The organism is Serratia liquefaciens ATCC 27592, from assembly GCF_000422085.1.
GTDB classification, from domain to species: domain Bacteria; phylum Pseudomonadota; class Gammaproteobacteria; order Enterobacterales; family Enterobacteriaceae; genus Serratia; species Serratia liquefaciens.
This window is the reverse complement of the sequence record NC_021741.1, coordinates 799,382-822,367: the sequence shown is the minus strand read 5'-3', so window position 1 is coordinate 822,367 and position 22,986 is coordinate 799,382. Positions and strand designations below refer to the sequence as shown.

Genomic DNA, 22,986 nt, shown 5'->3' with positions numbered 1-22,986 from the left:
GATAGCAACAATTGCCGGAGGAAAACCTCCGGCAGTGCAAGATTACGCCCAGCGGCGCAGGATCAGTGAAGTATTGATTCCGCCGAAAGCGAAGTTATTCGACTGCACAAACTCGGTATCAATCTGACGATAGCCGCCCATGATGTAGTCCAGGTCGCCACAGGCGCTGTCCGGTTCGCTGAGGTTGATGGTAGGGGCGAAGCTGCCTTCGCGCATCATCTCCAACGTCATCCAGGCTTCCAACGCACCACAGGCGCCCAACGTATGGCCAAAATAACTTTTCAGTGAGGAGATCGGCGTTTGATTGCCGAAAATCGCCGCCGTTGCCTGACTTTCCGCGATATCGCCACGATCGGTCGCCGTGCCGTGGGCACTGATATAGCCAATATCACCGATTGCCAACCCGGAAGCCTTCAGCGCCTGCTGCATGCAAATCTGCATGGTTTCCTGCTGCGGTTGAGTGATATGTGCCGCATCACAGTTGGTGGCAAAGCTGATAACCTCGCCGTAAATGGTCGCACCACGCGCCTGTGCATGTTCCAGCGACTCCAGGATCAGCGTACCTGCCCCTTCGCCAATCACTAACCCATCTCGCTGACGGTCAAAGGGCCGTGGCGAAAACTCGGGGCGATCGTTCTGCTGGCTGGTTGCAAACAGCGTATCGAACACCGCCGCTTCCGAAGGGCACAGCTCTTCGGCCCCGCCGGCCACCATCACCGTCTGATAACCATGGCGGATGCTCTCATAGGCATAACCAATCGCCTGACTGCCGGAGGTGCAGGCACTGGATGTCGGGATCACCCGGCCCCGCAGGCCGAAGAACAGGCCAGTGTTTACCGCCGCGGTATGAGGCATCATCTGCACATAGGTGGTGCCGGTAATATTGCCGGTGTGCTTCTCGGTGAGCATGGTGGCGAATTCACTGACCGGCTTGGTGCTGCCGGTCGAAGAACCGTAGGCGATACCGGTCTCACCGTTAGTCAGCACCTTCTCGCCCAGCAACCCGGCCTGTTCGAGCGCCAGTTCCGTCGCTCGGGTCGCCAACAGCGAAACACGGCCCATGGAACGAATACGCTTGCGCGTATAGTGATCCGGCAGTACGAAATTCTCGATCGGGGCACCGAGGTGGGTGTTCAACCCCTGATATTCTTCCCATTGCGTCATGTAACGCACCGCATTCTTGCCCTGCTTCAACCGGCTGGACACCTCTGCCCAGCTATTGCCGAACGCCGTAACGCCCGCCATGCCGGTGACGACCACTCGTTGCGTCATACCATTCCTCCATTAATGGAAATGACCTGCCGCGTTACATAGCCGGCGATATCCGACATCAGGTAGCTGGCCAACCCCGCCACCTCTTCCGCCGAACCCATACGCTTAAGCGGGATTGCCCGCATCGCTTCATCCAGCGCCGCCGGCTCGATGTCGATCATACCAGTGTCGATCAAACCCGGGGCGATGCAGTTAACGGTAATTTTGCGTTTCGCCAGTTCGATAGCCAACGCCTTACAGGCACCGATCACGCCTGCCTTGGCCGCACTGTAGTTTACCTGTCCACGGTTGCCCATGACGCCCGACACCGACGACAGCGCGATGATCCGCCCGCCTTTGCGCAGGCCAATCATTGGCATGACACAGGGGTGAAGCACGTTGTAGAAGCTGTCGAGATTGGTATGGATCACCCCATCCCAATCCTCCTCTCTTAACGCCGGGAAAGCGCCGTCGCGGGTGATCCCTGCATTATTCACCACGCCGTAGTAGGCGCCGTGGGTTTCAATATCCTGCTCCAACACCTCACGGCACTGAATGCGGTTGCTGATATCAAACTGCATCAATCGCCCTTGCCCGCCGGCACTGACAATTTGCTGCAAGGTGTGTTCTGCCCCGGTCTTATCGCTGTGGTAGTGGACTACAATCAAAAAGCCATCCGCAGCCAGGCGGCAGGCTATCGCCTGACCGATCCCTTTACTGGCGCCGGTGACTAAAACGGAACGCATCATGCGTCTCCCCTTAAGGTCGTCAATTGAATAATTTCTTGTTGATCAGGTTGATAGGTGTTCAGCCTGCCCTGTGCGATCGGCACATTATCGATACTGATTTCACACTCAAAACTGGCTAATTTCTCGTCTTTCAACAACTGCTGCACGCTAACCACCAGCTCGCTGCCGGCAGGAAAAGCGGACAATTCGCAGTGAATGGCCCGCCCGCCGAGCAGCATACCCAGCTGCGGAGGCTTGGCACTCTGGCGACCGTGCCAGCCACTCCAAACCCCAATCGCCTGCGCCATCAGCTCAATGCCGTACCAACCAGGAAGTGCCCCCTGCTCGTCGAGAAACGGCGCCAGCACGCTATTCGCACTGACGTTGACCGCGCAGCGTGCATGCTCTTCACCCACTTCCAGCACCCGTTCCAGCAGCACCATCGGTGAGGCATGAGGTAAGTAATATTCTGCCGTCCGGTAAGCATTCATGGAGCATCTCCCAATAACAGGCAGGCATTGTTGCCGCCGAAGGCAAATGAATTGGAGAGGATAGCGCGCGCTCCCAACGTCTGGGGCTCACACACCAGACCGATCGGCGCCAGTTCGGCATCGCGGGGAACTGCACTGAAATCTTGCTGCGGCAGCGGCAATGACTGGGTCAACAACAGCCAGCTCAGCGCTGCCTCCACCGCTCCAGCCGCTCCCAGCGTATGGCCGGTAAGATGCTTGGTCGAACTGCACGGCGTTTGTTCGCCAAACAGGCGATTCACCACCAGGGCTTCAACCTGATCGTTAAGCCGCGTGGCCGTGCCGTGCAAATTAATATAACCAACTTGGTCGGTACTCAAACCGGCCTGCTGCAATGCCATGGTCATTGCACGTTCGGCGCCTTCACCGGCTGGATGCGGTGCCGACATGTGCCAGGCATCCGAAGACTCGCCAACGCCCAACAACGCCACCGGCGCAGGTTCCCGCGTCAACAGCATTAACGCCGCCGCCTCGCCGATATTAATCCCGCTGCGTCCTGTTGCAAAAGGCGTGCAACGCTCCGCGGACAGTGACTCCAGGCTGTGGAAACCGTTAATCGGCATTTGGCACAGGCTGTCTGCCCCGCCTACAATCGCCGCGTCCACTAACCCGGCGTCAATCAGACGTTTACCGCTGATGATGGCGCGTGCGCTTGAGGAGCATGCCGTCGACAGGGTATAGGCCGGACCGCGGGTCGAGAGAAAAGCGCTGAGAAACTGGCTCGGATCGCCCAGCTCCTGCTGGTGATAATGGTAACCCGGTGGCCATTGCCCCGCCTGATACTGTTGCAGCGCCAGTTCGCCTTCGTGAATGCCGGAAGTGCTGGTGCCCATAATCACCGCGACACGATCGGCGCCATAACGGGCAATGGCCTCGCGTACTGGCGTCTCGATCTGCGCCAAAGCGGCCAACAGCAGGCGATTATTGCGAGAATTATGCCGCTTGAGCGACTCGGGGATCACCGGTAAATCCCCCTGTACGTTGCCAAACCAGGATGGCGCGCCGCCCGTCAGCCACTGCGTCTGCTGCTGCATGCCGGGCGAAATACCGCGCGTCAGGTTTTGCGCGATCTGCGGCAGATCGTTGCCCAGCGCATTCACCATCCCTACGGCGGAGAAATAGATCATTATTCGTTCCCCAGCGTTTGAATGATGATGCGGTAATGGAAGGCGGATTGCGCGATCGACACCGGCTCTCGCCTTCCGTCCATCTGCTGATAACGGATTTCATTGATCACCGCCCCATGCTCGTCATACAAGCGACGCACCAGCGCCTGGTCTTCCAGTCGCCACCCTGCTGGCAGCAAGGGTTGCCAGTCCTTCACCGGCCAGTAGCTCAACATGATATCCGCCAGCACCTGGCTGGCTGGCGGCAGTTCCCCCACCTTGATCAATTGTTCGGTGTGGATCCCCTGACGATCGTAGGTCAGGTTAAACAGACGGATACCGAGCGGCGACATGCCCACCAGTTGCAAGTGCTGACCGTCGGCATTGAGCAGCACCAGCATCGAGTGCTGTTGCCCTTTGACTTCGGCGGTCAGCAACTGTTGCTGATTAATAGGCTGAACCAGCGCAGGAGGTGGTAAGGTCACCTGCGTACCGGGTTTTAGCCACGCCTGCGGCAGCGTCGGATCCTGCGAACCGGCACAGCCGGCCAGCACGACAATCCACATTAACAGCACCATTCGTAAGCCGCGCATCAGGCTTTCCCTCTTTTTCTTTTCGATACTAACGTCAGCGGTGCCAATAAAAATGCCACGGCAATTCCGCTGCTCAATACGATACCAAAACTGCTGATGGCCTGAGTGTGGCTCAGTACCAGCATGCCGAACGTCAGTTGGGTGGTGAATACCGCCATAAAAATGGCGAACATCGAGGTGGTCGGCGTGCCCCGGGGATTGGTAAAGAACAACGTATAGTTGATGCCGATCCCCAAAACCAGCACCAGCGCCAACAGCGAAAACAGATTTAGCGTATGGCCACTCAGTGCCAATACCGCAATACCGCTACCCAGTGACAATAGCGTCGGCACCATGCAGCGCAAGCCATGACGCAGACCAAAACGCCACAGGTAAATCAGCGCAATCGCTGCAACTGACAATGCCAACAGATAAGAAAGATACAGGCGATATTGACCAAACAGGTCACTGAACTCGGTTTTCCTATCGATCCAACCGGTGCCGGGAACCTGCTCCGCCAGTGTCTTCATCATCGCACTGTTCTTCACGCCGTTAACGGGCACCAGCGCCGCACTGCGCCCATCGGGCAACGTCAGCCACAGCAGACGCCAACCCTCGCTAACCACGCTGCCCAGCCACTGCTGCGGGCTCACCCATTCAGGCGTTAAATCTGGTGTACTCAGTACCAACTCTGCCTGCTGCAGGTTGTTCATCACCTGCGGCGCCACGCGCTGCAATAAAGCGATGTTTTCTTGCTGGCGTTGGAGAGAAGGCAGAGGCAACAGACGATAATCCGCCAGCACGCCTTGCTGTTTGGCCTCAGCCAGTTTGGGTTGCAACAACTCGATACGTTGCAACAGCTGCTCGGCATTGGCGCCGTAGACCACCAGCCACTTCTGATCGTTATGTTGGCCCGTCAGTGCGGCGATACGCTGCTCCTGCTGCTGTAACGCCACAGGTAATGCCTGCAGTTGGCCAATGTCGTCATCTACCTTCAACTGGCTGAACCCCGCGACCACCAGCAACAGCACCGCGCCGGGCAACCCATAACGCAACAGCGGCCGATGGCGCCAGGCATGCAGCCAATTCAGGATCAGCGTTAACCCCGGCGCTGGGCGTACCGGCAAACGTCGCGACAATTGCGGGTACCAGCAAATAACGGTAATGCAGGCGGCGCTCAATCCGGCAGCGGCAAATACCGCCAACTGCTGCAAGCCGGGGAACGGCGCAATCAACAGCGCCAGGTAGGCCACTACGGTGGTCAGCAACGCCATCAATAATGCCGGCAACAGCTTTTGCAAACTGGCTAATGGCGTCGACTGCCGACCATGCACCATTCGCTCGGTCAGGAAATAGAGCGTGTAGTCAGCCGAAATGCCGACGATGCTGATGCTCAGCACCAGCGTCATCAAATGTATTTCGCCAAAGGCCAGCAGCGTAGCGACGGTGCCGGCCAGAGCGCCAATACCCACCGACAGCGCGCACAACAACAGCGGCAAAGGTGAGCGGAACATAAACAACACCAATAAAAACACGCCCGCCACCGACGCCAGGCCAATCGTGGAAATATCCTTTTCGGCCTGTTGGCTGGCGTAGTTGCTGTAAAACAACGTGCCGCGGCTGAGCACTTCGGCTCCCGGCCAGCGCTGCTGCAGCTGTTGCTGCAACGCTGTCAGTTTATCTACCGTTAGCCGGGCACTGCTGATGTCATAAGATGATGCGCTAAGCTCGGCGTGCAACAAATACCAACTGCGCCCCTGTGCATCACGCGCCACCAGCCAACCCTTGGACAGGCTCAGCAAGCCGCCGTTCTGTTGCTGCGCCAACTGTGAGGCACGTACCAGCATCAACGGATCGTTCGCCAGCTCTTTGCCGCTGACGCCGGCGAAAGCAGAGTAGAGCTGGCCGAGGATCCACTGGCTCTGCGCGTCTGCCCCCTTCTGCAAACGTTGCCGCGTGGCATCATCCAGCAGCACATTGCGATGCTGGTAGAAAAAACGCCCCCACTGCTGCTGACGTTGTGCATCCATAGGCCCGCCAACCCGCTGCAGCTCAGGCATCTGACGTAGCTGCTGCCACCACCAATCCACTGCGGCGTTGTCCGCCCCTGGCGGCGGGCTGACGAGCCACATCAGTTGACGATCCAGGCGGCGGCTGAAGCCGTCGGCCAATTCATCCGGCACGCCAACCAGTTGCTGTTTCGGCAATAACGCCAGGACGCTGCTGTTGATTTGACTGCGCGGCAACAGCCAGCACAAGGCCGCAATCAGCAGCAGGCAAATCGCCAGCCAGCCAAATGCCAGCCGCCGATGCAGTTCAGGACGCAAAACGCTGTTGCTCCTCGTCAGTCAGCGCCTGCGGCACCGTACGTTGATTAAAGAAGCGAATATGGGTGGCGTCACTTTGCATATCGTCGATATCAATAGTTTCCAGGTACTGTTCGCCGTTGAGGGTAATGCGCTTGAACAGTTTGTCGAGCGGCGTGGTTTTCGGCGTCAGCACCAGCCGCCAGTGGTTATGCCCCAAATCGGTGAACTGCAGAGCAAAGTTTTGTTCCAGCGCCTGGCTGTCGGCATGAAACAGCGCGGTCAGCAGGTGATTGAACTGGAACATCTGCGGGTTGTTGTCCGCCGTTACCACCTGCGGCGGCTGGCCCGCCAGGGTTTGCACCATGCGTTTATCATCCAGCAGCAGGGTCAGCGGGAAAGGCTTCTGTTGCGCCCACCACAATCCTTTCTGCTGGGAAATCAACAGTTCGCCGCTGGACTTCAACGGTTTTGCCATGCCGCTGATACTGCGCTGCTGCTCAAATTCGGCGCGCAGCACCGGCTGTTGGCTAAACCGCTGCTGCAGCTCCGGCAGCGTTACCGCCTGCACGCCCAGACTGAAGAAGGTCACAACAGCCAGCATCCAAAATTTCATTGCGCCCCCTCGATGTTATCCAACAGTGCTTGCGGGGAGACAAAGCACATTTCTTTGCTGTCGGCGTCCACCGCGACCTGAATAGTATGGCCGCGGGTGGTGGTTATTCCGCTCTCTGCATCCAGAATGCGGTAGCCGATGCGCAGGCGGTTTTCATACTCTTCCAGCTCTGCACAGACGATGATGCGCTGCTCAAACAGGACAGGCGCAATGTATTTCACCCGCGTATCTACGATCGGCCAGACATAGCCCGACGCCTGCATCTGCCGGTATCCGTAATTGAACTGTTTGAGCAAGGCTTCACGAGCGATCTCGAAATAACGGAAGTAGTTACCGTGCCAGACCACCCCCATGGCATCGGTATCATGGAAAGGGATGGTGATTTCAACCCTGACGGAGAATCGCGGATTGTCTTTAAGCTTCATGTCTCAGGCCCCTGTTGCGTTGGCGACGGTGCCGCCAACTGCCAGAAATCGAAAAAATTAAACCAGTCGAGCGGCGCCAGCAGGCAATAATGCTCCAGCCGGGCGGCATAGCGGTCCACCGCATCCTGCAACGCCTGTTGGCGCTGCTGCCGGGGTAATGACAGCGGATCGGCAAACGGTTCGAAATAAACGTTCAGACGCCCCTGTTGTTTGAGACCGAACATCAGGTATACCGGACAACGCAGCGCAGCGGCCAGAACAAAAGGCCCCTGAGGGAAAGGAGCCGATTGACCGAGAAAGCGGCTCCACACCACCCTCGGTTGCTCACCGCGCTGATGTTTTCCGGCCGAGGTGCGATCGCCAACGATAGCCACCCACTCGCCGGCATCGAGTTTGTCCTGCAGACGCATGGCGGTTTCAGGCCCCAGTGAAGTCACCGGTATCAGGTTAAGGTTGGCACGAGGGTTGACCTCTTTCATCACCTGATTAAAGCGCTCGGCATGCTCGGTAAACACCAGAGCATTCACCTTGACGCCAGAATTCAACTCACCCAAAGCGCGGCAAGACTCGATATCCCCCAAGTGCGAGGCCAGGATCAGCGTACCTCTGCCGGAAGCGATCTGCCGTTCACAGGCCGCGGGATCTACCAGCCGAACGTCACGAAGTTCACCACGCCAGCTCGCCAGCTTGTCGAGCATCGCATCGCCAAAACGCATAAAGTGCCGAAAGCTGTTGAGCGGCGCGGGTAATGGTTGCTGTCGATTGTGGGCAAACTGCCGCAGACGTTGCAGATAATCACGCGAAGCTTCACGTTGGGCACGCCCGGTCAGCCAGAAGTAGCCGATCACCGGGTACAGCAGCCATTGAAATGCCCGGCGGCCAAACATCCGGTAGACCTTCAGCATAAGCCGAATCCCCCACAGGCCATGACGCTCCTGAGTTGCTGACCAATGCTGCGCTTTCTTCGCCCGTTGGCGTTGACGCAGTAAACGCGGAATCCGCGGCAACATGCCGAAAAACAACCGGGTGTGCATCCAGGAAATACGCAAGTTATCGCGCAGCGCATCGAAATGCGAAACGCCATCGTCCGGGTAAGTAACCCGCGTCGGCAAGAAACGGCTTTGCACCCCCTGCCAATACAGCCGGACCATCACTTCGGTATCGAAATCCATGCGTTTGCCAAGCGGTTGGCGCGCCGCCAACGCCAGCGTCGGCGCTACCGGGTAAACGCGGAAACCGCACATGCTGTCCTTTAATGACAGCGACAGGGTTTCGATCCACACCCAGACGTGGGTGACGTAACGCCCATACAGGCGCGCTTTGGGTACCGAGCTGTCATAGACTGGCCGGCCGGAAATCAGACAGTCCGGATGAGCGCGCGCTTCGGCAATCATGGCCGGTATATCACTCAGTTGATGCTGACCGTCGGCATCCACCTGCAAAGCATGGCTGTAGCCCTGTCGCTGAGCCAATTGCAGACCGGCGATGACCGCTGCGCCCTTCCCCTGGTTTTTTTCCAACCGCAACAGGCTAACCCAGGGCAGTTCGGCGGCCAGCCGCTGTAGCGTTTCGGCGGTGGCAGCAGCGCTGCCGTCGTCCACCACCAGGCAAGGCAGGCCATAACCCGCCAACGATGTCAGTACCGCGGCCATCATCTGCCCGTGATTAAAACAAGGGATAAGAAGACAGGGGGAAAAAGGGGCGCTTACTGACATAACGAGATCTTGCCGCTGCTGGCGATCGCCTCACCGACGCGATAGCTGAACAACAGCTTGTGTCGTTCCGGTTGCCATTCGAGTTGCAGTAACACCCTCTGCCCCGGCAGTAACGGTTGTTGAAACTTGACCACCTCGATCCCTTTGAATCCGGCCTCAATAGCCAGCAACTGACGGGCATACTGCATGACCCAGTTCAGTTGCGTGACCCCCGGCAGGATCGGATGTTGCGGAAAGTGGCCGCGAAACCAAAACAGTTCAGCGGGCAAATGCAGCTGTAGGCTGGCATGGGTGGCATCGCTCACCTGCTGTTGCAGCACCTCAGGTTGCATCATAAGAACAGCTCCTGTAGCTCAGCATAGGCGCGCTTGCCCTGCGGATTAAGCGGAATGGCATCGATAATGCGCCAACTGCGTGGCAGAGCCACCGGCTCCAGCCAGCCTCGCAGCGCCTGGTGCAGTTCACGGGTAAAAGCCCCTTCGGACAAGGTTTGTCGGCGGATCTGGCCGTACGGAGATAGCACGACAACGGCCACCAGCAGCGTGCGCCCTCTTTGCTGCTGCGTTAGCACGGCAGCATCGGCAACCTCCGGCAAGGCCACCAGGCGACGTTCCACCTCGGTTAACGACAACCGTTTCTCTTCCAGCTTAATAATGCGGTCGGCGCGGCCATTTAACTGGAATTGTCGACCATCCGGCGCCAGTTCGATAATGTCGCTCAGCAACGTTTTACCCGTGTCAGGTATCAGGGGTGACACAACCTCAATCCGGTGGTCTGAATCCACCCTTAACATGACGCAAGCAAACGGCTGCCACAGGGCAATGTCCCGATTTTGCCTGCGCCAGGCCAGTGAACCGGTTTCCGTGGTACCGTAGATTTCCAATGGCAATACCCCCAGCATTTGCCGGGCAAGCTGTGCTTCCACTTCGGATAACGGGCCGCCGGCGGAAAAAACCTCCACGCACTCAGCGAGCGTCAAACGATTATCCAAACGCTTGAGCCATGCCGGGCTGCTGACAAACACCAAACGTCGGCCCTGATGTCGGGCAATCAACTGCTCTTGGTATTGCGTCAACTGCGCATCAAACGGCAGCCCTAAAGCCAACGGCAGAAACAGCCGGAAGCTCAGGCCATACATATGCTGATGGGATACCGATGCGACGACGCAGCATCCTCGCAAGACGTCACCAAAAGCGGCTGCCAACAGTTCGCTTTCACGGTTCATGCAGGCGACGGATTTGCACACAGCCTGCGGTTGGCCGGTCGAGCCGGAAGTGTAAAGAATAAAACGAGGATCCTGAGGCCAGGCGGGTAGCGCGATATCCTCACAACCGCCCTCGCGCACCGCCAAAACGGGCACGCCAGGATCGAGAGGCAAATCGGTCAGTAGCGCATCGTAATCCGCTCGTTGCTCTTTGAGGATAGCTTCTCGCTGGTGACCAAAAATCACCGGCAGCCTGCCGGCATACAACGACGCCAGCAAGGCGACGGCAAAGCGATAGCTATCATCAAAGCACAGCGCCCAGCGGTGCTCTTCCCTACTCGCCAGTATCGCGGCCAATGCGGCAACGTCACGGCGAAATTGGCCGAGACAGAATAGCTGATCGCCACGCCAGGCGATCGGCACCGAATCATCGCGTTGCGTGCTGAGCCAGCGGTTCATTGGCAAACTCAGGCGTGCCGGATCCTTTTCCTGACTATCCATTCAATACCCATTAATGCCCCCATCAGCAGATAGCTGATGCCGCCGTTATACAGCGTCCAGAGTGTGATATCACCGGACAGACAGGTTGTCAGCGCTATCGCACCGTTAACAATAAAGAACCCGCACCACACCTGAGTCACCCGGCGAGTATAAGCAATGCCGGCAGCGTCCAACTGCGGTTCCGTTATACGGGCCAATCGCTCAACCACCGTAGGCGGGGCAAACAGCGAATAGGCAAACAGCAGCAGCAGTATTGCGTTGACCAGCACCGGGTAGTACAGCAACCAGTGGCTCTGCTTTAATGCCCAACTGGCGAGCGCCAGCAAGATGCCCACTATGGCCAAGGCTTTCCCCAACCACATCTGTTGGCGCAGTTTTCCGCGCAACATCAGCAGGCGCAAGCTAAAGACCCCCACCAACAACGGTGCCAGGAGAGCGGTTCCCCAATGCGTCAGGCCGCCCCAAACCGCCAGCGGATACAGCAACAGCACCAGCCATACTGCGCCCTGCAGCAACCGCAACATCGGGGTCAGCCAACGACTCTCCACCTTAGCCCGCAGCCTTAGCTGTCTGACTTCAGCAGTTCATCAATGGCATCAACCACGTCTTGTACGGTTCGCACCGACTTGAACATTTCCGGTTTGATCTTTTTGCCGGTCGTTTTCTGCAGGTGCACCACCAGATCCACCGCATCGATGCTGTCTAGCTCCAGCTCTTCGTACAAACGGGACTCTGGCTTGATGTCATCGGCGTCCAGCTCGAACAGTTTGACCAGCAGCGCCTGAATTTGCAGGTAAATTTCTTGCTTATCCATGAAAACCCCTTATTGGCTACGCTGTGCAGAAACAAACTCCGCCAGCGTTTCCACGGAATAAAAGTGTTGGCGCATATCCTGGCTTTCAGCCGACAGCACTACGCCGTAACGGTTCTTTAAAGCCAGCCCCAGTTCCAATGCATCAATGGAGTCCAGACCCAGTCCATCACCAAACAGCGGCGCTTCGGCGTCAATCTCCTCCGGTGTCATACCTTCAAGATTGAGCGTATCAATGATCAATTGCTTGATTTCGGTGCTCAATAAATTCATTACGCTATTTCTCATTATTTATAGGTTCTGACTGTAAAGCGTCAGTTAAATGCTGGGTTAATCTTCTTGCCGCAAGGGCGGGCGAAACATCATTTGCATGAATGAATGCGCGGGTGTCGATCTTATCCTGAACGGTGATCCGGAATTGCGGTTTTACCGCCGGGATCTTATACCATTTACCTTGCTTCGTCAGCATGGGGGGGTGGCAGTGGATATGCACAATGCGGATGCTACATTGACCGCGCAGCGCAATATTGGCCGCTCCTCGCTGCAGTGCCAGAGCCTTGCCTGGTGTGGTGCGGGTGCCTTCCGGGAAGATTAAGATTGTCCCCCCGGCAGCCAGCCTTTGTCCGCACTGTTCCAACAATATATCCGAGTGCGCATTGGCCAGATACCCGGCGGCCTTGATCACTCCGCTGACAAACACATTGCTCAGCAAAGCCTCTTTCACTATGCAGTCGCAACGTGGCATTTGCGAAGCCAATAACACGTAATCCAAGAGGCTGGGATGATTGGCGATCACCAAACAACCGCGATCTTCGCGAAAGCGCTCCGCATTGTCGAAATGGTAGTCCAGTACGCCGAAAAACCTCGTGGTAGCCAGGAAGAAACGGAAACTGTGGCGGATAGAACTTTGCGTCAGTTGGTTGCGACGAGCAGGATCACGCACTGCAAGACGCATAAGATTAAACCAAACACCGGACAATAACAGACCGCCCAGGCCAAACAACGAGAAACAAAAACCCGTAGCTATCACCCGCCAACAACGGTTAAACCATGAGGATTGTTCCGGCGTATTTTCTGCAGGCATCGCCTTTTCCATCAGCGTCCCCACGCCCAGTCATGCCGTTGACCGGGGACAGTGAATTCCTCATCAGCGCCAAGCCAACCGCGCAAAAATGCCAGACTCTGTGGTTCCTGAATGCAAGCCTGAACCTGCGCCGACTCAGCAACCTTGCAGTGTAACGAGCCACCGTTTTCCAGCAACAGGGCGACGGCATAAGGGAATGTATTTTCTGGCGCGAAAGGCCGATAGACATCCGGTACGGTACCGTCGAAATCAATTAATAACACCCGCTGCGCACTGCCCGTAGCTAACAAGGCCTGAGCCTCTATCATGCCCTGCTGAAAACTGTCCTCGCCGGCAGCCAACGAGGTGGTTGGCAAGGTATTCTTCGCTATAATCGTTAACCATCCCGCCGCCGTGTTATGCACCGACATGGCAAAATCCGTTGGCGATAGCGGTTGTTCCTGATGCAGATGTTGAAGAATCTTGTGCGTCCGCTCCAGCTCACCATGCCGACTGGTGAAGATCGCCATATCTGCCCGATAGTCCTTCAATAAGATCAGCCCGCTTTCTACTGCCAAACGCGTTCCGGCGCTCATTCGGCGCAGCGACATCATGGGGATATGAGAACAGGCAGGCAACGAGCCCTGATAATCGGAGGCAAGAAAGTCATCTGATGACCATTGACGCCATGCTTCACGCGTTCCACGATCGGGAGCCATTGCCCACCAACTGAGTATATTCATGTCGCCCGCCATTAATGGTATTACCGGTCAGAAAAATTCCGTGGCTAAATCTATTATATTTAATCCTGGATTGCATTCCCAAAATTCCTATTTTTAGCTGAAATGCTCGATTAACCGATTAGAGTTATTTATCGACATAACGCCGTGAGACTTGAGCGCAGAGGGAATTATCACAATGAAAAGCAGCAATATTTGTCGAAAATCTCCCGGAGGAGTATCTTATTGAGGGTAAGCATACATAACATCTCATGTATGAATATTACACATCTTAATAACGAACACTCATGGAAAAGAGTATGAAACCTTTAAAACTCATTTTAACGGGCGTATTCGCAGCGATTCTGGTCAGTGGCTGTGCAGGCACTGCGCCAGTAAAAAACGTCAGTCAAAACGTTGCAGGTAGCCACAGTAATGCGCAGGTGCGTCAGGCCATTCTCGCCGCAGGGCTTAACCGTGGTTGGATCATGAACCCAGTCAGTGACGGTGTGATCGATGGCAAGATCTTACTACGTGGTCATAGCGCCGATATTCGCATCAATTACAATTCGAATAGTTATCAGATTAAGTATATTGCCAGCAGTAATATGGATGCCAAAGACGGAAATATTCACCCGAATTATAACCGCTGGGTCGCCAACCTGGATAAAGATATTCAACTGGAACTGGCTCGTCAGAATATTAAATAGCAAAAGTAATTACCCGACAGGAATAATACTGCCGGGTATATTATTCTTTATATTGGTGCACAATTCAGATAATGATTTATAAAAGCAGATTTTCACCGCATAAATCATGCAGTGATTTGGATTTTCTTGAATTTTGCATATGAAAAAGCCCTGAGTCATAGACTCAGGGCTTATCAAATAAGTGGCGGAACGGACGGGGCTCGAACCCGCGACCCCCTGCGTGACAGGCAGGTATTCTAACCAACTGAACTACCGCTCCACCGATTCTTTTACGTCACATCTTTCGATGTGGGCAAAACCGCGCTTGGCGATCCTGCTCATTACCAGTTGTCAGGCTGATAACGTTTATTTGATGCCTGGCAGTGTCCTACTCTCGCATGGGGAGACCCCACACTACCATCGGCGCTACGGCGTTTCACTTCTGAGTTCGGCATGGGGTCAGGTGGGACCACCGCGCTATTGCCGCCAGGCAAATTCTGTTTCATTCCAACCGCCACTCCCGCAGCCATTGAAACCAATCTCGGAACTCGCTGAAAATCTCTACAATCTCTCTAAAACACCTTTGGTGTTGTAAGGTTAAGCCTCACGGATCATTAGTACTGGTTAGCTCAATGCATCGCTGCACTTACACACCCAGCCTATCAACGTCTTAGTCTTAAACGTTCCTTCAGGGGCCTTAAAGACCCAGGGAAGACTCATCTCGAGGCAAGTTTCGCGCTTAGATGCTTTCAGCGCTTATCTTTTCCGCACTTAGCTACCGGGCAGTGCCATTGGCATGACAACCCGAACACCAGTGGTGCGTTCACTCCGGTCCTCTCGTACTAGGAGCAACCCCTCTCAATCTTCCAACGCCCACGGCAGATAGGGACCGAACTGTCTCACGACGTTCTAAACCCAGCTCGCGTACCACTTTAAATGGCGAACAGCCATACCCTTGGGACCTACTTCAGCCCCAGGATGTGATGAGCCGACATCGAGGTGCCAAACACCGCCGTCGATATGAACTCTTGGGCGGTATCAGCCTGTTATCCCCGGAGTACCTTTTATCCGTTGAGCGATGGCCCTTCCATTCAGAACCACCGGATCACTAAGACCTACTTTCGTACCTGCTCGAGCCGTCACTCTCGCAGTCAAGCTAGCTTATGCCTTTGCACTAACCTCACGATGTCCGACCGTGATTAGCTAACCTTCGTGCTCCTCCGTTACTCTTTGGGAGGAGACCGCCCCAGTCAAACTACCCACCAGACACTGTCCTCACCCCAGATTATGGGGCCGAGTTAGAACATCAAACATTAAAGGGTGGTATTTCAAGGTTGGCTCCACGCAGACTGGCGTCCACGCTTCAAAGCCTCCCACCTATCCTACACATCAAGGCTCAATGTTCAGTGTCAAGCTATAGTAAAGGTTCACGGGGTCTTTCCGTCTTGCCGCGGGTACACTGCATCTTCACAGCGAGTTCAATTTCACTGAGTCTCGGGTGGAGACAGCCTGGCCATCATTACGCCATTCGTGCAGGTCGGAACTTACCCGACAAGGAATTTCGCTACCTTAGGACCGTTATAGTTACGGCCGCCGTTTACTGGGGCTTCGATCAAGAGCTTCGCCTTGCGGCTGACCCCATCAATTAACCTTCCAGCACCGGGCAGGCGTCACACCGTATACGTCCACTTTCGTGTTTGCACAGTGCTGTGTTTTTATTAAACAGTTGCAGCCAGCTGGTATCTGCGACTGGCTTCAGCTCCGAGAGCAAGTCTCTTCACCTACGCGCCAGCGTGCCTTCTCCCGAAGTTACGGCACCATTTTGCCTAGTTCCTTCACCCGAGTTCTCTCAAGCGCCTTGGTATTCTCTACCTGACCACCTGTGTCGGTTTGGGGTACGATTCTGTGTTACCTGATGCTTAGAGGCTTTTCCTGGAAGCTTGGCATCAACTACTTCTGCACCGTAGTGCATCGTCATCACGCCTCAGGGTTAATAAGTAACCGGATTTACCAGGTCACTCCCCCTACACGCTTAAACCGGGACAACCGTCGCCCGGCTAGCCTAGCCTTCTCCGTCCCCCCTTCGCAGTAACACCGAGTACAGGAATATTAACCTGTTTCCCATCGACTACGCCTTTCGGCCTCGCCTTAGGGGTCGACTCACCCTGCCCCGATTAACGTTGGACAGGAACCCTTGGTCTTCCGGCGAGCGGGCTTTTCACCCGCTTTATCGTTACTTATGTCAGCATTCGCACTTCTGATACCTCCAGCAACCCTCACAGGCCACCTTCAACGGCTTACAGAACGCTCCCCTACCCAACAACGCCTAAGCGTCGCTGCCGCAGCTTCGGTGCATGGTTTAGCCCCGTTACATCTTCCGCGCAGGCCGACTCGACCAGTGAGCTATTACGCTTTCTTTAAATGATGGCTGCTTCTAAGCCAACATCCTGGCTGTCTATGCCTTCCCACATCGTTTCCCACTTAACCATGACTTTGGGACCTTAGCTGGCGGTCTGGGTTGTTTCCCTCTTCACGACGGACGTTAGCACCCGCCGTGTGTCTCCCGTGATAACATTCTTCGGTATTCGGAGTTTGCATCGGTTTGGTAAGCCGGGATGGCCCCCTAGCCGAAACAGTGCTCTACCCCCGAAGATGAGTTCACGAGGCGCTACCTAAATAGCTTTCGGGGAGAACCAGCTATCTCCCGGTTTGATTGGCCTTTCACCCCCAGCCACAAGTCATCCGCTAATTTTTCAACATTAGTCGGTTCGGTCCTCCAGTTAGTGTTACCCAACCTTCAACCTGCCCATGGCTAGATCACCGGGTTTCGGGTCTATACCTTGCAACTATTCGCCCAGTTAAGACTCGGTTTCCCTACGGCTCCCCTATACGGTTAACCTTGCTACAAAATATAAGTCGCTGACCCATTATACAAAAGGTACGCAGTCACACCACGAAGGTGCTCCCACTGCTTGTACGTACACGGTTTCAGGTTCTATTTCACTCCCCTCGCCGGGGTTCTTTTCGCCTTTCCCTCACGGTACTGGTTCACTATCGGTCAGTCAGGAGTATTTAGCCTTGGAGGATGGTCCCCCCATATTCAGACAGGATGTCACGTGTCCCGCCCTACTCATCGAACTCACAATTAATGCATTTTAGTGTACGGGACTATCACCCTTTACTGTGCGACTTTCCAGACGCTTCCACTAACACAAGAACTGATTCAGGTTCTGGGCTCCTCCCCGTTCGCTCGCCGCTACTGGGGGAATCTCGGTTGATTTCTTTTCCTCGGGGTACTTAGATGTTTCAGTTCCCCCGGTTCGCCTCGTTAAGCTATGTATTCACTTAACGATAGTGCAACGAATTGCACTGGGTTTCCCCATTCGGGTATCGCCGGTTATTACGGTTCATATCACCTTACCGACGCTTATCGCAGATTAGCACGCCCTTCATCGCCTCTGACTGCCTAGGCATCCACCGTGTACGCTTAGTCACTTAACCTCACAACCCGAAGGTGTTTCTGTAAACAGAGAACACTCTCGTGCTGCTACATTTGAGAGACTCTATGACAGGTTAATCCTTACCCCAATACTTCTACGGAGGGATAAGTTTCAGCTGTCATGTTTCAATTTTCAGCTTGTTCCAGATTGTTAAAGAGCAATATCTTAAACACGACTCGCAAGAGTCATCTTTAAGATGTTTTCGGTTCCAAGAACCGGTGATAATGTCTTTCACTCATTATCGGATGGCGTCCCCAAGGGGATTCGAACCCCTGTTACAGCCGTGAAAGGGCAGTGTCCTAGGCCTCTAGACGATGGGGACACGAAAATCCGATTAAACTGACTGTCTTAATCGGTTCGTATCAGCATGAGTCAGTGACTCATTACATCAACAGGTAGCGCTTTTGCTCATTACGTTTCTATCAGACAATCTGTGTGAGCACTTCACGCGAATCAATATCATTAGGTAAGGAGGTGATCCAACCGCAGGTTCCCCTACGGTTACCTTGTTACGACTTCACCCCAGTCATGAATCACAAAGTGGTAAGCGCCCTCCCGAAGGTTAAGCTACCTACTTCTTTTGCAACCCACTCCCATGGTGTGACGGGCGGTGTGTACAAGGCCCGGGAACGTATTCACCGTAGCATTCTGATCTACGATTACTAGCGATTCCGACTTCACGGAGTCGAGTTGCAGACTCCGATCCGGACTACGACGTACTTTATGAGGTCCGCTTGCTCTCGCGAGTTCGCTTCTCTTTGTATACGCCATTGTAGCACGTGTGTAGCCCTACTCGTAAGGGCCATGATGACTTGACGTCATCCCCACCTTCCTCCGGTTTATCACCGGCAGTCTCCTTTGAGTTCCCACCATTATGTGCTGGCAACAAAGGATAAGGGTTGCGCTCGTTGCGGGACTTAACCCAACATTTCACAACACGAGCTGACGACAGCCATGCAGCACCTGTCTCAGAGTTCCCGAAGGCACTAAGCTATCTCTAGCGAATTCTCTGGATGTCAAGAGTAGGTAAGGTTCTTCGCGTTGCATCGAATTAAACCACATGCTCCACCGCTTGTGCGGGCCCCCGTCAATTCATTTGAGTTTTAACCTTGCGGCCGTACTCCCCAGGCGGTCGACTTAACGCGTTAGCTCCGGAAGCCACGCCTCAAGGGCACAACCTCCAAGTCGACATCGTTTACAGCGTGGACTACCAGGGTATCTAATCCTGTTTGCTCCCCACGCTTTCGCACCTGAGCGTCAGTCTTTGTCCAGGGGGCCGCCTTCGCCACCGGTATTCCTCCAGATCTCTACGCATTTCACCGCTACACCTGGAATTCTACCCCCCTCTACAAGACTCTAGCTTGCCAGTTTCAAATGCAGTTCCCACGTTAAGCGCGGGGATTTCACATCTGACTTAACAAACCGCCTGCGTGCGCTTTACGCCCAGTAATTCCGATTAACGCTTGCACCCTCCGTATTACCGCGGCTGCTGGCACGGAGTTAGCCGGTGCTTCTTCTGCGAGTAACGTCAATGCACAGTGCTATTAACACTGAACCCTTCCTCCTCGCTGAAAGTGCTTTACAACCCGAAGGCCTTCTTCACACACGCGGCATGGCTGCATCAGGCTTGCGCCCATTGTGCAATATTCCCCACTGCTGCCTCCCGTAGGAGTCTGGACCGTGTCTCAGTTCCAGTGTGGCTGGTCATCCTCTCAGACCAGCTAGGGATCGTCGCCTAGGTGAGCCATTACCCCACCTACTAGCTAATCCCATCTGGGCACATCTGATGGCATGAGGCCCGAAGGTCCCCCACTTTGGTCCGTAGACGTTATGCGGTATTAGCTACCGTTTCCAGTAGTTATCCCCCTCCATCAGGCAGTTTCCCAGACATTACTCACCCGTCCGCCGCTCGTCACCCAGAGAGCAAGCTCTCCTGTGCTACCGCTCGACTTGCATGTGTTAGGCCTGCCGCCAGCGTTCAATCTGAGCCATGATCAAACTCTTCAATTAAAAGCTTGATTTGCTTCAACTCGTGAAGCGATGCTCGAAAATTAACTTTCGTAATAATTCAACTAAATGAATTACTGCTTGGTCACTCTTCAAGACTTGATATTTTTTTGAACCCTAAGGTTCTGGATATCGTCTTGTGGAGTGCCCACACAGATTGTCTGATAAATTGTTAAAGAGCAGTGAGTTAGGTTGCTAACTCGAGGTGGCGTATATTACGCTTTTCACCTGAAGAGTCAAGCTTTTTTCTTATTAAGAAACGGTGTTTTCACCGGCTTGAATCTTTCTGGCTGGGCGACTGGTTCTCGTTAGAGGAGTCGTTGTTCCCGGTCAGTGGAGGCGCATTATAGGGAGTTCTCAGAAGGCCGCAACCCCTAAATGCAAAAAACTTTTCAAGCGTTCAAATAACCACCAATAAAGCCATTTTAGGATATTTATTAGACGAAATTACGGGGTTTGAGCGCCATTGCCAGGGCAAACAGCTTAAACCCAACGAAAGCCGATAAAAAAAGGAGCGGTCGCCCGCTCCCTTTCATCGTAATCACTATATAGATAATAGATAGCCGTTACTGTTTGGCGACGATATGCTCGTCTTCCACATCCAGCGTCACCGGTATACCCGGGATCAGCTTGCCGGAAAGGATTTGCTGCGCCAGCGGGTTCTCGATCTCCTGCTGAATAGCTCGTTTCAGTGGACGAGCCCCATACACAGGATCGAAACCGGTTTTGCCCAACAGCTCCAACGCCGGTTCGGTCATAGTCACTTCGTAACCACGCTCTTCCAAACGTTTGTACAGACGTGCCAACTGAATCTTGGCGATCTCGGCGATGTGTTTCTGACCGAGCGGGTGGAACACTACCACCTCATCTATACGGTTGATGAATTCCGGGCGGAAGTGGTGCGTTACCATTTCCATTACCGATTCTTTCATCTGCGTATAGTTCATCTGACCAAAGTGTTCCTGGATCAGATCAGACCCCAGGTTGGAAGTCATGATCACCACCGTATTGCGGAAATCGACGGTACGGCCCTGGCCATCGGTCAGGCGGCCATCATCCAATACCTGCAGCAGGATGTTGAACACATCCGGGTGCGCTTTCTCCACTTCATCCAGCAGGATCACTGAATAAGGTCTGCGACGCACTGCCTCGGTCAGATAACCGCCCTCTTCATAACCGACATAACCTGGAGGCGCACCCACCAGCCGCGATACCGAATGTTTCTCCATAAACTCGGACATGTCGATACGCACCATAGCGTCGTCGCTGTCGAACAGGAACGAAGCCAGTGCTTTACACAGTTCGGTTTTACCTACCCCGGTCGGACCGAGGAACAGGAACGAACCAATAGGTCGGTTCGGATCTGACAGCCCGGCACGGCTACGACGGATCGCGTTGGATACCGCGCTCACCGCTTCGTTCTGGCCAATGACCCGCGAATGCAGCTCTTGTTCCAGACGTAACAGCTTATCCCGTTCGCCTTCCAGCATTCTGGCGACAGGAATACCGGTAGCGCGCGCCAGCACTTCAGCGATTTCTGCGTCGGTCACCCGGTTACGCAGCAGTTTCATGGTCTTGCCTTCGGCCAGCGTGGCAGCGGCAAGCTGTTTTTCCAGCTCTGGGATCTTGCCGTACTGCAGCTCCGACATCCGCCCCAGGTCGCCAACGCGACGCGCCTGCTCCAGGCTAATTTTGGCCTGCTCAAGATCCGCTTTAATATTTTGCGTGCCGGAGAGCGAAGCTTTTTCCGCTTTCCACTCTTCTTCCAGCTCTGAATACTCGCGTTCTTTCTGCTCCAGCTCACCGCTCAGCATTTCCAAACGTTTCTTGCTGGCGTCGTCCGACTCTTTACTCAACGCCTGCTGCTCCAGCTTGAGCTGAATAATCCGGCGCTCAAGGCGATCGAGCGATTCCGGTTTGGAGTCCATCTGCATGCGGATGCTGGACGCCGCCTCATCAATCAGGTCAATGGCCTTATCCGGCAGTTGACGATCGGAAATATAGCGGTGCGACAGCGTCGCCGCCGCAACGATTGCCGGGTCGGTGATCTGCACGTGGTGATGCAGTTCATAACGTTCTTTCAAACCGCGCAAGATAGCGATGGTGTCTTCAACACTGGGTTCGGCGACAAACACTTTCTGGAAACGACGTTCAAGCGCCGCGTCCTTCTCTATATATTGACGATATTCGTCGAGAGTTGTCGCGCCGACACAGTGAAGCTCCCCGCGTGCCAACGCAGGTTTCAACATATTGCCCGCATCCATCGCGCCATCGGCTTTACCTGCACCAACCATAGTGTGCAGCTCATCTATAAACAGGATGACGCTGCCTTCCTGTTTAGACAGATCGCTCAAAACGGCTTTCAGACGCTCTTCAAACTCGCCGCGATATTTAGCACCGGCGATCAACGCCCCCATATCGAGGGACAACACGCGCTTATGCTTCAAACCTTCCGGCACTTCGCCATTGATGATGCGCTGAGCCAGGCCTTCGACGATGGCGGTTTTACCCACGCCAGGTTCGCCGATCAACACCGGGTTGTTTTTGGTACGACGTTGCAGCACCTGAATGGTACGGCGTATCTCTTCGTCACGGCCGATAACCGGGTCCAGTTTGCCCTGCTCAGCACGCTCGGTCAGATCGATAGTGTATTTCTTCAACGCCTGACGTTGGTCTTCAGCACCTTGATCTTCCACGCTATCACCGCCTCGCATTTGCTCAATGGCCTTACTGATTTTATCGGTCGTTGCACCAGCTGCTTTCAACAGATCGGTCAAGTTACCGCGATCTTCAAGCACCGCCAGAACAAAGAGTTCGGATGAGATAAATTTGTCCGCCCGCTTTTGTGCCAGCTTGTCGCACAAATTCAGGACACGCACCAGCTCATGCGACGGTTGAACGTCACCACCGGTACCTTCAACTTGAGGCAGACGAGACAAGGCCTGTTCGATCTCGGTGCGCACGCGCCCAGCATCGATACCGGCAGAAGTTAATAATGGGCGAACCGTGCCCCCATCCTGATTGAGCAGAGCGCTCATCAGATGTAACGGTTCAATAAATTGGTTGTCGCGCCCAAGGGCTAGAGATTGGGCATCGGCGAGGGCAAGCTGGAATTTGTTAGTAAGACGATCCAGACGCATAACACCTCCAAGATTGGTCGAAATTGCTACTGGAGATTAAATGAGGTCATCCCTCAAATTTTCAAGGTTATTTCGACTGTATATTTTCGGTACTACATCATGC

The 22,986-nt window shown here is 54.7% G+C and carries 18 protein-coding genes, 2 tRNA genes and 3 rRNA genes; 1 reads left to right on the top strand and 22 read right to left on the bottom strand.

Annotated elements, in window-relative coordinates:
• Window positions 1-42: 42 nt before the first annotated feature.
• Genes M495_RS03765 through M495_RS03690 form a run of 16 tightly spaced genes read right to left on the bottom strand, consistent with a single transcriptional unit; the run spans window position 43 to window position 13,583 of the window.
• Window positions 43-1,272, bottom strand: coding sequence for a beta-ketoacyl-ACP synthase (locus M495_RS03765; RefSeq protein ID WP_020825318.1), 1,230 nt, complete (start codon window positions 1,270-1,272; stop codon window positions 43-45).
• The gene (locus M495_RS03760) at window positions 1,269-2,000 is read right to left on the bottom strand and encodes a 3-ketoacyl-ACP reductase FabG2 (protein WP_020825317.1); all 732 of its coding nucleotides are present in this window, start codon (window positions 1,998-2,000) and stop codon (window positions 1,269-1,271) included. Before M495_RS03760 ends, M495_RS03765 begins: the two co-directional genes overlap by 4 nt.
• Window positions 1,997-2,470, bottom strand: a complete 474-nt coding sequence (locus tag M495_RS03755) for an ApeP family dehydratase (RefSeq protein ID WP_041414239.1) — start codon at window positions 2,468-2,470, stop codon at window positions 1,997-1,999. Before M495_RS03755 ends, M495_RS03760 begins: the two co-directional genes overlap by 4 nt.
• Window positions 2,467-3,636, bottom strand: coding sequence for a beta-ketoacyl-[acyl-carrier-protein] synthase family protein (locus tag M495_RS03750; RefSeq protein WP_020825315.1), 1,170 nt, complete (start codon window positions 3,634-3,636; stop codon window positions 2,467-2,469). The genes M495_RS03755 and M495_RS03750 overlap by 4 nt, the downstream gene beginning before the upstream one ends.
• Window positions 3,636-4,208, bottom strand: coding sequence for a DUF3261 domain-containing protein (locus M495_RS03745; protein WP_020825314.1), 573 nt, complete (start codon window positions 4,206-4,208; stop codon window positions 3,636-3,638). Before M495_RS03745 ends, M495_RS03750 begins: the two co-directional genes overlap by 1 nt.
• A complete protein-coding gene (locus M495_RS03740) occupies window positions 4,208-6,514 on the bottom strand; it encodes an MMPL family transporter (RefSeq protein ID WP_020825313.1) in 2,307 nt (768 codons plus the stop codon). Before M495_RS03740 ends, M495_RS03745 begins: the two co-directional genes overlap by 1 nt.
• Window positions 6,504-7,109 (bottom strand): LolA family protein, encoded by a 606-nt coding sequence (locus tag M495_RS03735; protein ID WP_020825312.1) that lies wholly within the window; start codon window positions 7,107-7,109, stop codon window positions 6,504-6,506. Before M495_RS03735 ends, M495_RS03740 begins: the two co-directional genes overlap by 11 nt.
• Window positions 7,106-7,534, bottom strand: a complete 429-nt coding sequence (locus M495_RS03730; RefSeq protein ID WP_020825311.1) for an acyl-CoA thioesterase — start codon at window positions 7,532-7,534, stop codon at window positions 7,106-7,108. Before M495_RS03730 ends, M495_RS03735 begins: the two co-directional genes overlap by 4 nt.
• Complete coding sequence (locus M495_RS03725) at window positions 7,531-9,249, bottom strand: glycosyltransferase family 2 protein (RefSeq protein ID WP_041414235.1); 1,719 nt, start codon at window positions 9,247-9,249, stop codon at window positions 7,531-7,533. Before M495_RS03725 ends, M495_RS03730 begins: the two co-directional genes overlap by 4 nt.
• Window positions 9,240-9,584, bottom strand: a complete 345-nt coding sequence (locus M495_RS03720; RefSeq protein WP_020825309.1) for a 3-hydroxyacyl-ACP dehydratase FabZ family protein — start codon at window positions 9,582-9,584, stop codon at window positions 9,240-9,242. The genes M495_RS03725 and M495_RS03720 overlap by 10 nt, the downstream gene beginning before the upstream one ends.
• A complete protein-coding gene (locus M495_RS03715) occupies window positions 9,581-10,954 on the bottom strand; it encodes an AMP-binding protein (RefSeq protein WP_041414233.1) in 1,374 nt (457 codons plus the stop codon). The genes M495_RS03720 and M495_RS03715 overlap by 4 nt, the downstream gene beginning before the upstream one ends.
• Window positions 10,921-11,478: a COG4648 family protein gene (locus tag M495_RS03710; protein ID WP_020825307.1), complete on the bottom strand. Its 558-nt coding sequence runs from the start codon at window positions 11,476-11,478 to the stop codon at window positions 10,921-10,923. The genes M495_RS03715 and M495_RS03710 overlap by 34 nt, the downstream gene beginning before the upstream one ends.
• 38 nt (window positions 11,479-11,516) lie before the next feature.
• Window positions 11,517-11,768, bottom strand: coding sequence for an acyl carrier protein (locus tag M495_RS03705; RefSeq protein ID WP_012005336.1), 252 nt, complete (start codon window positions 11,766-11,768; stop codon window positions 11,517-11,519).
• Between the two features lie 9 nt (window positions 11,769-11,777).
• Window positions 11,778-12,038 (bottom strand): phosphopantetheine-binding protein, encoded by a 261-nt coding sequence (locus M495_RS03700; protein WP_020825306.1) that lies wholly within the window; start codon window positions 12,036-12,038, stop codon window positions 11,778-11,780.
• Window positions 12,039-12,042: 4 nt separating this feature from the next.
• Complete coding sequence (locus M495_RS03695; protein ID WP_020825305.1) at window positions 12,043-12,861, bottom strand: lysophospholipid acyltransferase family protein; 819 nt, start codon at window positions 12,859-12,861, stop codon at window positions 12,043-12,045.
• Window positions 12,861-13,583, bottom strand: coding sequence for a beta-ketoacyl synthase chain length factor (locus M495_RS03690; RefSeq protein ID WP_020825304.1), 723 nt, complete (start codon window positions 13,581-13,583; stop codon window positions 12,861-12,863). Before M495_RS03690 ends, M495_RS03695 begins: the two co-directional genes overlap by 1 nt.
• 284 nt (window positions 13,584-13,867) lie before the next feature.
• Here M495_RS03690 and M495_RS03685 point away from each other — a divergent pair, with 284 nt between their 5' ends.
• Window positions 13,868-14,257 carry a hypothetical protein gene (locus tag M495_RS03685; RefSeq protein WP_020825303.1) on the top strand — a complete coding sequence of 130 codons (390 nt, stop codon included), beginning with the start codon at window positions 13,868-13,870 and terminating at the stop codon, window positions 14,255-14,257.
• A 182-nt stretch (window positions 14,258-14,439) separates the two neighbouring features.
• Here M495_RS03685 and M495_RS03680 read toward each other — a convergent pair.
• From M495_RS03680 to clpB, 6 genes are all read right to left on the bottom strand, one after another.
• Window positions 14,440-14,516: transfer RNA gene (locus M495_RS03680), tRNA-Asp, on the bottom strand.
• A 95-nt stretch (window positions 14,517-14,611) separates the two neighbouring features.
• Window positions 14,612-14,727: ribosomal RNA gene (gene rrf, locus M495_RS03675) — 5S ribosomal RNA — on the bottom strand.
• A 102-nt stretch (window positions 14,728-14,829) separates the two neighbouring features.
• Window positions 14,830-17,737: ribosomal RNA gene (locus M495_RS03670) — 23S ribosomal RNA — on the bottom strand.
• Window positions 17,738-17,982: 245 nt separating this feature from the next.
• Window positions 17,983-18,058: transfer RNA gene (locus M495_RS03665), tRNA-Glu, on the bottom strand.
• A gap of 145 nt (window positions 18,059-18,203) precedes the next feature.
• Window positions 18,204-19,746, bottom strand: a 16S ribosomal RNA gene (locus tag M495_RS03660).
• Together the 16S, 23S and 5S rRNA genes with 2 tRNA genes alongside form the textbook arrangement of a ribosomal RNA operon.
• A 563-nt stretch (window positions 19,747-20,309) precedes the next feature.
• Complete coding sequence (gene clpB, locus M495_RS03655; protein ID WP_020825302.1) at window positions 20,310-22,883, bottom strand: ATP-dependent chaperone ClpB; 2,574 nt, start codon at window positions 22,881-22,883, stop codon at window positions 20,310-20,312.
• Between the last annotated feature and the right edge of the window lie 103 nt (window positions 22,884-22,986).

Excerpts from the sequence above, each read along its gene's own strand:
- M495_RS03765 (WP_020825318.1), bottom strand. The coding sequence starts at position 1,272 with ATGACGCAACGAGTGGTCGTCACCGGCATGGCGGGCGTTACGGCGTTC.
- M495_RS03760 (WP_020825317.1), bottom strand. The coding sequence starts at position 2,000 with ATGATGCGTTCCGTTTTAGTCACCGGCGCCAGTAAAGGGATCGGTCAG.
- M495_RS03755 (WP_041414239.1), bottom strand. The coding sequence starts at position 2,470 with ATGAATGCTTACCGGACGGCAGAATATTACTTACCTCATGCCTCACCG.
- M495_RS03750 (WP_020825315.1), bottom strand. The coding sequence starts at position 3,636 with ATGATCTATTTCTCCGCCGTAGGGATGGTGAATGCGCTGGGCAACGAT.
- M495_RS03745 (WP_020825314.1), bottom strand. The coding sequence starts at position 4,208 with ATGCGCGGCTTACGAATGGTGCTGTTAATGTGGATTGTCGTGCTGGCC.
- M495_RS03735 (WP_020825312.1), bottom strand. The coding sequence starts at position 7,109 with ATGAAATTTTGGATGCTGGCTGTTGTGACCTTCTTCAGTCTGGGCGTG.
- M495_RS03730 (WP_020825311.1), bottom strand. The coding sequence starts at position 7,534 with ATGAAGCTTAAAGACAATCCGCGATTCTCCGTCAGGGTTGAAATCACC.
- M495_RS03725 (WP_041414235.1), bottom strand. The coding sequence starts at position 9,249 with ATGTCAGTAAGCGCCCCTTTTTCCCCCTGTCTTCTTATCCCTTGTTTT.
- M495_RS03720 (WP_020825309.1), bottom strand. The coding sequence starts at position 9,584 with ATGATGCAACCTGAGGTGCTGCAACAGCAGGTGAGCGATGCCACCCAT.
- M495_RS03715 (WP_041414233.1), bottom strand. The coding sequence starts at position 10,954 with ATGGATAGTCAGGAAAAGGATCCGGCACGCCTGAGTTTGCCAATGAAC.
- M495_RS03710 (WP_020825307.1), bottom strand. The coding sequence starts at position 11,478 with ATGTTGCGGTTGCTGCAGGGCGCAGTATGGCTGGTGCTGTTGCTGTAT.
- M495_RS03705 (WP_012005336.1), bottom strand. The coding sequence starts at position 11,768 with ATGGATAAGCAAGAAATTTACCTGCAAATTCAGGCGCTGCTGGTCAAA.
- M495_RS03700 (WP_020825306.1), bottom strand. The coding sequence starts at position 12,038 with ATGAATTTATTGAGCACCGAAATCAAGCAATTGATCATTGATACGCTC.
- M495_RS03695 (WP_020825305.1), bottom strand. The coding sequence starts at position 12,861 with ATGGAAAAGGCGATGCCTGCAGAAAATACGCCGGAACAATCCTCATGG.
- M495_RS03690 (WP_020825304.1), bottom strand. The coding sequence starts at position 13,583 with ATGGCGGGCGACATGAATATACTCAGTTGGTGGGCAATGGCTCCCGAT.
- M495_RS03685 (WP_020825303.1), top strand. The coding sequence starts at position 13,868 with ATGAAACCTTTAAAACTCATTTTAACGGGCGTATTCGCAGCGATTCTG.
- clpB (WP_020825302.1), bottom strand. The coding sequence starts at position 22,883 with ATGCGTCTGGATCGTCTTACTAACAAATTCCAGCTTGCCCTCGCCGAT.